Annotated in this window: 12 protein-coding genes and 3 pseudogenes; all 15 read right to left on the reverse strand. The window is 45.2% G+C overall.

Annotated elements, in window-relative coordinates:
- Nucleotides 1-214: pseudogene (gene sat / locus AMS66_RS01815) on the reverse strand (sulfate adenylyltransferase); the annotation flags it as partial.
- 82 nt (nt 215-296) lie between these two features.
- A pseudogene (locus AMS66_RS01820) lies at nt 297-990 on the reverse strand (phosphoadenylyl-sulfate reductase).
- A gap of 736 nt (nt 991-1,726) precedes the next feature.
- Nucleotides 1,727-2,119 carry a 30S ribosomal protein S9 gene (gene rpsI, locus AMS66_RS01825; RefSeq protein WP_024633563.1) on the reverse strand — a complete coding sequence of 131 codons (393 nt, stop codon included), beginning with the start codon at nt 2,117-2,119 and terminating at the stop codon, nt 1,727-1,729.
- A 19-nt stretch (nt 2,120-2,138) separates the two neighbouring features.
- Nucleotides 2,139-2,576 carry a 50S ribosomal protein L13 gene (gene rplM, locus AMS66_RS01830; RefSeq protein ID WP_053779198.1) on the reverse strand — a complete coding sequence of 146 codons (438 nt, stop codon included), beginning with the start codon at nt 2,574-2,576 and terminating at the stop codon, nt 2,139-2,141.
- 205 nt (nt 2,577-2,781) lie between these two features.
- Nucleotides 2,782-3,555: a tRNA pseudouridine(38-40) synthase TruA gene (gene truA, locus AMS66_RS01835; RefSeq protein ID WP_053779199.1), complete on the reverse strand. Its 774-nt coding sequence runs from the start codon at nt 3,553-3,555 to the stop codon at nt 2,782-2,784.
- Between the two features lie 159 nt (nt 3,556-3,714).
- The gene (rplQ, locus tag AMS66_RS01840; RefSeq protein WP_017692102.1) at nt 3,715-4,080 is read right to left on the reverse strand and encodes a 50S ribosomal protein L17; all 366 of its coding nucleotides are present in this window, start codon (nt 4,078-4,080) and stop codon (nt 3,715-3,717) included.
- A 34-nt stretch (nt 4,081-4,114) separates the two neighbouring features.
- Nucleotides 4,115-5,059: a DNA-directed RNA polymerase subunit alpha gene (locus AMS66_RS01845; protein WP_017692101.1), complete on the reverse strand. Its 945-nt coding sequence runs from the start codon at nt 5,057-5,059 to the stop codon at nt 4,115-4,117.
- A 136-nt stretch (nt 5,060-5,195) separates the two neighbouring features.
- A complete protein-coding gene (gene rpsK, locus AMS66_RS01850; protein ID WP_017692100.1) occupies nt 5,196-5,591 on the reverse strand; it encodes a 30S ribosomal protein S11 in 396 nt (131 codons plus the stop codon).
- A gap of 19 nt (nt 5,592-5,610) precedes the next feature.
- Nucleotides 5,611-5,979 (reverse strand): 30S ribosomal protein S13, encoded by a 369-nt coding sequence (gene rpsM, locus AMS66_RS01855; RefSeq protein WP_053779200.1) that lies wholly within the window; start codon nt 5,977-5,979, stop codon nt 5,611-5,613.
- 20 nt (nt 5,980-5,999) lie between these two features.
- Nucleotides 6,000-6,113 (reverse strand): 50S ribosomal protein L36, encoded by a 114-nt coding sequence (gene rpmJ, locus AMS66_RS01860; RefSeq protein WP_003333770.1) that lies wholly within the window; start codon nt 6,111-6,113, stop codon nt 6,000-6,002.
- Nucleotides 6,114-6,265: 152 nt separating this feature from the next.
- Nucleotides 6,266-6,481, reverse strand: coding sequence for a translation initiation factor IF-1 (gene infA / locus AMS66_RS01865; protein ID WP_017692098.1), 216 nt, complete (start codon nt 6,479-6,481; stop codon nt 6,266-6,268).
- A 3-nt stretch (nt 6,482-6,484) separates the two neighbouring features.
- Nucleotides 6,485-6,793, reverse strand: a complete 309-nt coding sequence (locus tag AMS66_RS01870; RefSeq protein WP_053779201.1) for a KOW domain-containing RNA-binding protein — start codon at nt 6,791-6,793, stop codon at nt 6,485-6,487.
- A gap of 10 nt (nt 6,794-6,803) precedes the next feature.
- Nucleotides 6,804-7,556, reverse strand: a complete 753-nt coding sequence (gene map, locus AMS66_RS01875) for a type I methionyl aminopeptidase (protein ID WP_053779202.1) — start codon at nt 7,554-7,556, stop codon at nt 6,804-6,806.
- A 4-nt stretch (nt 7,557-7,560) separates the two neighbouring features.
- The gene (locus tag AMS66_RS01880) at nt 7,561-8,205 is read right to left on the reverse strand and encodes an adenylate kinase (protein WP_024633570.1); all 645 of its coding nucleotides are present in this window, start codon (nt 8,203-8,205) and stop codon (nt 7,561-7,563) included.
- Nucleotides 8,206-8,295: 90 nt separating this feature from the next.
- A pseudogene (locus AMS66_RS01885) lies at nt 8,296-8,524 on the reverse strand (preprotein translocase subunit SecY); the annotation flags it as partial.

Consider the following 8,524-nt stretch of genomic DNA (forward strand, 5'->3'; position numbering starts at 1 on the left):
GCATACGAGATATAACCGAAAGATAGTCTTCTTCAGTCATAAAACCTTGAAGCGGTGAGAACGCACCCACACCAATCAGATCCAAATCCGAAATCGTCCAGCTGTTAATACGTAAAGAGGACAGTTTCTCACTCTCTCGTAATAATTGTTCCCGTTCTTCTCCTTGTACGACACGCTGAATCAGCGTACCTCCATGAGGCAGAATCGAAGTCATCTTGTCAGCTCCCTGTTTCTCCATTTTTTTATATCAATAAGAGTGAATTCATTGCATTATCCAAACCTTACTCTGAACTGAATTATTTATGAAGACCACATTCCGTTTTATCATTCCCAGACCAGCGTCCCGCACGTGGATCTTCTCCAGGCATAACCTGACGTGTGCAATATTGACAACCGATACTCGGGTAGTTCTGATCATGCAGCGGATTGTACACGACATTATTGACACGAATATAATCCCATACATCCTCTGAGGTCCAGTGTGCAATCGGGTTGAACTTCATAAGTCCAAACTTGGCATCATATTCTACTTTTTTGGAATTTGCACGCGTCGGTGCTTGATCTCTCCGAATACCGGTAATCCAAGCATCATATTGGGATAGGATACGTGTCAGCGGTTCAACCTTCCGAATATTACAACAAGCATTGGGATCCGACTTCCACAATTGTTCTCCATGTTGAGATGCCTGCTCTTCAGGAGTGATTTTTGGTGCCACTCGTACAAAATCCAAGATTGTATTTCTCCTTCATTTTATCACGAGTTTCATAAGTTTCCTTAAAATGAAAATCGGTATCCAGATAAAAAATATCCGTGGATGGGCTGATCTTCTGGAGCATATCTACAAGTACAACATCCTCCGCACCGAAGCTGCATGCAAAAGTGATATTTGGAAACGTCTCAATAGCATAACGAATAATATCCTCTGGACTTGCGTTTTCCAACTCTTCAGCTTTCGTCCGTGCCAGTTCTTCTTTCTCCAACAAGTTCATGTCTGCATTTCCCCCATTCTGCATTTCAACAATCGCTAAAGCCGACTAATCTAATATGAATTATGTATAGTATAAATCTTTCATTGGGGATGTCAATGCCTACCATATGGTAAAATACATCAGTTTCAGCCCAATTTTTTGCTGTTAATTTTAATTGGAATTTGGGTTTAATTATACTTTAGATTGATTTGTAGATAAAATCATCCATGTGATGCATCATCCATTCTCACCTAATCACTAGTCATTCATCATTGAAAACCTTGCTACTGCTGGGTTTATAGCGACAAATCGATTAAACGAAGTATAGAACACCTCTATAGATCCTAAGGAATAAAGAAAGGAAAGGAGTATTTAATAATAAAATAAATTCAGGAATCCTATTCTTCAATTGTAAGGGTCCTTTATTAAAACCATAAGAAAGACTGATGAAAGTAAGGTATGAAAAAAGAATGATTCCAAGCATGTGAAGTTTTAATTTAAGAATAAGATTAGTGGATATCGGAGAGTTGCATTTACTGGAGTGTTAATACGAGGAATGAACGAGTCGCATCCGGGTAGGATGGGATGGGATGATTCTAATTCGATGTCCGGTTGTGGAGAGATACTTTAACTGGTACAGAGAAACCTGAAGCTGATTCACTGCATCAGCTAAGGAGTAATAAGAAGTTATTGTAGCCTAATTGGTCTGTAGAATACAAAAAAGCCTTTGACCGAGGCCAAAGGCTTGTAATGCATATTAACGTTTGGAGAACTGAGGTGCGCGACGTGCGGCTTTGAGACCGTATTTTTTACGCTCTTTCATCCGTGGGTCACGAGTCAGGAATCCTGCTTTTTTCAGGGAAGCACGGTATTCCGGATCTGCTTTCAACAGAGCGCGGGAGATACCATGACGGATCGCGCCGGCTTGACCGGAGATTCCGCCACCATGAGCGATAACAAGAACATCATAGTTGCTGAGTGTTTCTGTCAGGTTCAGTGGTTGTTTTACGATCAGTTTGAGTGTTTCCAAACCGAAGTATTCATTAATATCACGTTTATTGATGACAATGCGTCCTTCACCCGGTACGAGGCGAACACGAGCTACCGAATGTTTACGACGACCTGTCCCATAGTATTGCACTTGTGCCATGAAACTGTCCTCCTTTTAATTAACCGCGAAGTTCGTAAACTTCTGGTTTTTGTGCTGCATGTGGATGCTCAGCGCCTTTGTACGCTTTAAGTCTCAGCTTCATTTTCTCGCCCATGCGAGTTTTAGGAAGCATACCGCGAACAGCCAACTCCAAAACACGTTCTGGTTTGTTTTTAATCATCTCTTCAGCAGTAGTTACTTTCAAACCACCTGGGTGCATCGAGTGACGGTAGTATTTTTTACCTTGCATTTTTTTACCAGTCAATACAATTTTCTCTGCATTGATGATAACAACGAAATCGCCAGTGTCCACATGTGGAGTGAATTGTGGCTTATGTTTGCCGCGGATCAAAGCAGCTGCTTCGCTCGCCAAACGTCCGAGCGTTTTGCCTTCGGCATCAATGATGTGCCATTGGCGCTCAAGTTCGTTAGGCTTCGCCATGTACGTGGTACGCATGAAAAGTTCCTCCTTAAAATGTTCAACATCATTATATTCATTTATCTTCGTTCATTAAGTGCTAACTTTAGGTGTTGATGGATAGTTCTTTCGTTGTGACCCTCTTAATTGGGGCTGTGGGAAAGCCATTAAGAAAACACAACTTTTATATTACATGATAGAAGCTTAAATCGCAAGTGTTAATTAAACATTTCACTTCGCAAATTTAATCTTTTTTGTATTCAAGATCCCAGAGCATTAAACCGCAGCTAACTGCAGTAGGTCCAGCAGCAGAACGATTAGAAGCAGCAATCATATTCGGTACATCAGAGGCTTTCCGTTTGCCCTCTCCGATCTCCAGCAAGGTACCTACAATAATACGAACCATATGCTGCAAAAAGCCGTTACCACTCACATAGATGTGAATAACACCCTGATCGCGCGGATGGTCCCTACACATTGAACGGTCCACTTCTATCCATGCTTCGTATACCGAACGTACATGATTGTCTTTCTGAGACTTGCGTGAAGCAAAGGAGGTAAAATCATACGTACCAATAAAATGACGCAACCCCTCCTGCATTGCCGCAATGTCCAGCTTGGCATGGTGATGATATTGCAGCCTCCGGTTGAATACATCCGGAAATTGATTCGCATTGACGGTATACCGATACGTTTTCTTTTTCGCTGCATAGCGAGAATGAAAATCGTGTGATACTTCAACCGCATCAATAACAATAATATCGGAAGGTAATCTGGAGTTGAGCGCAATACACCATCGTTCAATCGGGATCTGGGATTCCGTCGAGAAATTGAAGATCTGTCTGCGAGCGTGAACGCCTGCATCCGTTCTGCCTGAACCCGTAATTTTAACCTTCTCACCGGTTAAAGCACGAATGGCATCTTCAAGATGATCCTGAATGGTGTTCCCTCCCGGCTGAACCTGAAAGCCGTAATAGGCAGTGCCATCATAAGTTAACGTCATACACAAGTTGCGCATCATTACCACACCTTTGTTCCATACTATACATGTGCCTATCTCGAACAGCAAAAGAAGCCCCTTTCGGAGCTTCTATTACAGCACGAATTCCGAAATGAAGAGAAAAAAAGGGTTAATCCAGAATCAGTGATTCTGTCCCCTTTCCTCATCTCATCTGTTTTACGCGCGGTCAACCAGTTCCAAGTAAACCATAGGCGCAGCGTCACCACGACGAGGTCCCAGTTTAAGGATACGAGTGTATCCACCTGGACGCTCAGCGTAACGACCGGACAATTCGCTAAACAGTTTTTGGATTGCATCTTGCTCACCATCGATTGTTTCGCGGCGAACATAAGCTGCCACTTGGCGACGGGCATGAAGATCTCCCTTTTTCGCTTTAGTGATCAGTTTTTCAGCAATAGAGCGAACCTCTTTTGCTTTCGCTTCAGTTGTCTGAATGCGTTCGTATAAGAACAGGTCGGTTACCAGGTCACGGAACAAAGCTTTACGTGCGCTGGAATTACGGCCCAACTTTTGGTATGCCATTGTTTTCCCTCCTTCACTTCAAGCACTCGGCTGTCTATTCTTCTGTACGGAGTCCCAAACCGAGTTCCTCAAGCTTCTCTTGAACTTCTTCCAAAGACTTGCGTCCGAGGTTACGGACTTTCATCATGTCTTCTTCCGTTTTCGTAGTCAGCTCTTGCACGGTATTAATACCGGCACGTTTGAGGCAGTTGTAGGAACGAACAGAGAGATCCAGCTCTTCGATCGTCATTTCGAGTACTTTTTCTTTTTTGTCTTCTTCTTTTTCGACCATGATCTCTGCGTCTTTCGCTTCGTCTGTAAGACCCACGAATAGCATCAAGTGCTCGGTCAAAATTTTAGCGCCAAGGCTTACAGCCTCTTCAGGACGAATACTTCCGTCAGTCCAAACTTCCAACGTGAGCTTGTCATAGTTGGTCACTTGGCCGACACGCGTATTTTCCACAGCGTAGTTAACGCGGCTGATCGGGGTGAAGATGGAATCGACTGGGATGACGCCGATCGGCTGGTCATCGCGTTTATTCCGATCTGCCTGGACGTAGCCGCGACCGCGATTGGCAAAAATACGCATGTGAAGTCTCGAACCTGGTCCGAGCGTAGCAATATGAAGATCCGGGTTAAGGATTTCCACATCGGAGTCAGCACGGATATCTCCAGCCGTAATTGCTCCTTCGCCTTCAGCATCAATCTCGAGCACTTTCTCCTCATCAGAATGAATTTTAAGCGACAAAGCTTTCAGGTTAAGAATGACCTCCGTAACATCTTCCATTACGCCAGGAACTGTAGCAAATTCATGCAGAACGCCATCGATTTGAACCGAAGACACTGCCGCACCCGGCAGTGACGAGAGCAAGATTCGGCGAAGCGAGTTTCCAAGCGTCGTACCGTATCCGCGCTCCAGCGGTTCTACTACGAATTTCCCATAGGTGCCATCATCGTTGACGTCTACCGTCTCAATTTTCGGCTTTTCGATTTCAATCACTGCAATACCCCTCCTTCAAAACGTCGGTCCTCTATGAAACATTTACCTTCTCTTGCGAAAACATGTAGTAGTATGCCTAAACAACCATTATTAGCAGATTGTGCCGGAAATATACCACACGCAGGGGCAAATCTCATTAGACACGACGACGTTTTGGAGGACGGCATCCGTTATGCGGGACTGGAGTTACGTCTTTGATCAGGTTAACTTCAAGACCAGCAGCTTGCAAAGAGCGGATCGCTGCTTCACGGCCTGCGCCTGGTCCTTTAACCATAACCTCAACGGCTTTCATCCCATGTTCCATTGCAGCTTTGGCAGCAGTCTCAGCAGCCATTTGTGCAGCAAACGGAGTCGATTTACGGGAACCTCTGAATCCGAGGCCACCGGAGCTTGCCCACGAAATTGCGTTTCCGTGAGGGTCCGTAATGGTAACGATAGTGTTATTGAACGTGGAGCGGATATGTGCCACGCCAGATTCAATATTTTTACGGTCACGACGTTTAGTACGTACGACTTTTTTCGGTTTAGCCATTTTCTCTTATCCCCCCTTATTATTTCTTCTTGTTCGCTACAGTACGACGAGGACCTTTACGAGTACGAGCATTCGTTTTCGTACGTTGTCCACGAACAGGCAGACCACGACGATGACGAACTCCACGGTAGCAACCGATCTCCGTCAAACGTTTAATATTCAAAGAGATTTCACGACGCAGGTCACCTTCTACTTTGACCTCTTTGTCGATACTTTCACGCAATTTGCTGACTTCATCTTCCGTCAAATCACGGACACGAGTGTCCCGATTGATGCCTGTTGTGCTCAGAATTTTCTGGGAAGTCGTTTTACCGATTCCGAAAATATAAGTCAAGGCGATCTCAACGCGCTTATCACGTGGCAAATCCACACCAGCTATACGTGCCATTTTACGCTACACCCCCTTCTTTAACCTTGTTTTTGTTTGTGTTTCGGATTTTCACAGATAACCATAACATTCCCTTTGCGGCGAATGACTTTGCATTTTTCGCAAATCGGCTTGACCGAAGGTCTTACCTTCATGTGAATTACCTCCTCAAAGTTTTGCTAAGCAAAACCCTCTTCGTAAGCATTGACCTTGTTTTACCATTGTAAAACCGGCTTCGAAGCTTTCGCAAGTTTTGCCGGGCAAAACCCGCTTCATAAGCTTCACAGTTCATTGCAACTGTCTACTACTATTTACGGTAAGTTATACGACCTTTTGTCAAATCATAAGGTGATAACTGAACAACTACTTTGTCTCCAGTCAGGATACGGATAAAGTGCATCCGCAACTTGCCGGAAACGTGAGCGAGAATTTGATGACCGTTCTCAAGCTCAACCTTGAACGTTGCATTCGGTAGCGGCTCGAGAACCGTACCTTCCACTTCAATGACATCTTCCTTGGCCATTAGTCAGTCTCCTTTCTCTTCAGCTTGAATGTTGGTGGACTCCAGAAACGAATGAACCGCATAGCGGAGCTTTCCGTTTGTCACCCGACCACTCTCGTTTAAACTGTTTACGACCTCGCTGCTAATCATCGGCTGGAGTTCAAGATGAAGAATATTCTTCTTCTTGGATTGATCAAACTTACGTTTGTCCCCATCCGCAATATATACGAACTTACTGTCCGCTATAGCAACAATTACTGCGGCTTGGTCCGTATTGCGGCCTTTACGGATCTTCACAAGTTGACCGAGCTGCGGATTAGACTGATTGTTCATGCCTTATCACCTACGCATTCAGTTTTGTGAAAATTTCCATGCCTTCATGTGTAACTGCTACGGTGTGTTCAAAGTGGGCGCATAACGATCCATCAACAGTAACGACAGTCCAGTTATCTTCCAACGTTTTCACATACCGTCTACCTGCGTTAACCATCGGCTCTATGGCCAGCACCATGCCCGCTTTAAGCCGTGGTCCCCGATCAGGAAGACCATAGTTCGGAATCTGTGGTTCTTCGTGCAGATCCGCTCCTATACCGTGACCGACATATTCACGTACTACCGAGAACCCTTCATCTTCAATATATTTCTGAATCGCATGAGATATTGTAAACAAGCGAACGTCCGGTTTAACCAGCGCCAGACCTGCGTATAACGAAGCCTCGGTAACGTCCAGAAGACGACGGGCTTCTTCGGAAATACGGCCGACTGGATAAGTCCAGGCGGAATCTCCGTGATAACCCTGGTACTGCGCGCCAATGTCAAACGTAACGATATCGCCCTCGTTCAACTTTCGTTTGCCGGGAAATCCATGCACCAACTCTTCATTCACTGAAGCGCACACACTGGCAGGGAAACCGTTATAACCTTTGAAAGACGGCACAGCTCCTTGACTGCGGATGTATTGATCGGCCATATGGTCAAGTTCTCCAGTCGTAATACCGGGAGCGATATGCTCTGCCAAGAGACGATGCGTTTCCGCAACAATTCTCCCTGCTTCCCTCATCAAGCCCAGTTCCGTTTCGGACTTACCAATGATCATTCAATTAACCTCGCAGCAGGGACACGATTTCATGAGAAACTTGATCGATATCCTGCTCTCCGTCCATTTGACGAAGAAGTCCTTTGTTCTCATAAAATGTGAGGAGTGGTGCTGTTTTGTTGATATATTCGTCGAGACGTGTGCCTACGCTCTCTTCATTATCATCAGAGCGCTGGTACAAGTCACCGCCGCATTTATCACAAATACCTTCCTGCTTGGGCGGATTGAACACGACATGATACGTGGCGCCACAGTTCTTACAAATGCGACGACCCGTCAAACGGGCGAGCAATTTGTTGCGGTCCACTTTCAGGTTGATTACATGATCGAGACCTGAGTTCAGTCGATCCAGAATGCCATCGAGCGCTTCTGCTTGAGACAGGGTTCTTGGAAATCCATCCAAGAGGAATCCTTCTCTGCAATCCGGCTGCTGCAAACGTTCTTCAACGATGCCGATGGTTACATCATCTGGTACGAGCAATCCTTGATCCATATATTCCTTGGCTTTCAGGCCAATGGGAGTTCCCTGCTTAATCGCGAGACGAAATGCATCGCCTGTTGAAATGTGGGGAATACCGAACTCTTTCACAATGACGTCTGCTTGCGTTCCTTTTCCTGCCCCCGGAGGGCCCATGAATAGGATGTTCACGTTATGTCACTCCCTCCAAGACTACCCTACATCAACAAACAGCACAATAGGTGCCGGCAAGTAAATCTTAGCTTGACCGGTACCTATTGCCTATTTATTGATAAAACCTTTGTAGTGGCGTTTGATCAATTGGCTTTCGATTTGCTTCATCGTATCCAGCGCAACACCGATAACGATCAGGAGAGAAGTTCCTCCAATTTGCGCTGATTGAGGCAAACCAGAAAGTGCCCCCAAGATTACAGGCAGAACGGAAATTACTGCCAAGAAGATGGCACCTGCCGTTGTCAAACGAGTCATGACACGGGTCAGATATTTCTCG

Source organism: Paenibacillus xylanivorans, assembly GCF_001280595.1.
Lineage (GTDB): Bacteria > Bacillota > Bacilli > Paenibacillales > Paenibacillaceae > Paenibacillus > Paenibacillus xylanivorans.

What these genes read in the sequence shown, in the direction of transcription:
- truA (WP_053779199.1), bottom strand. Translation starts at nt 3,555, where the DNA reads ATGCGCAACTTGTGTATGACGTTAACTTATGATGGCACTGCCTATTAC.
- rpsM (WP_053779200.1), bottom strand. Translation starts at nt 5,979, where the DNA reads ATGGCACGTATAGCTGGTGTGGATTTGCCACGTGATAAGCGCGTTGAG.
- rplM (WP_053779198.1), bottom strand. Translation starts at nt 2,576, where the DNA reads ATGCGTACCACGTACATGGCGAAGCCTAACGAACTTGAGCGCCAATGG.
- infA (WP_017692098.1), bottom strand. Translation starts at nt 6,481, where the DNA reads ATGGCCAAGGAAGATGTCATTGAAGTGGAAGGTACGGTTCTCGAGCCG.
- rpsK (WP_017692100.1), bottom strand. Translation starts at nt 5,591, where the DNA reads ATGGCTAAACCGAAAAAAGTCGTACGTACTAAACGTCGTGACCGTAAA.
- rpsI (WP_024633563.1), bottom strand. Translation starts at nt 2,119, where the DNA reads ATGGCACAAGTGCAATACTATGGGACAGGTCGTCGTAAACATTCGGTA.
- map (WP_053779202.1), bottom strand. Translation starts at nt 7,556, where the DNA reads ATGATCATTGGTAAGTCCGAAACGGAACTGGGCTTGATGAGGGAAGCA.
- rpmJ (WP_003333770.1), bottom strand. Translation starts at nt 6,113, where the DNA reads ATGAAGGTAAGACCTTCGGTCAAGCCGATTTGCGAAAAATGCAAAGTC.
- AMS66_RS01870 (WP_053779201.1), bottom strand. Translation starts at nt 6,793, where the DNA reads ATGAACAATCAGTCTAATCCGCAGCTCGGTCAACTTGTGAAGATCCGT.
- rplQ (WP_017692102.1), bottom strand. Translation starts at nt 4,080, where the DNA reads ATGGCATACCAAAAGTTGGGCCGTAATTCCAGCGCACGTAAAGCTTTG.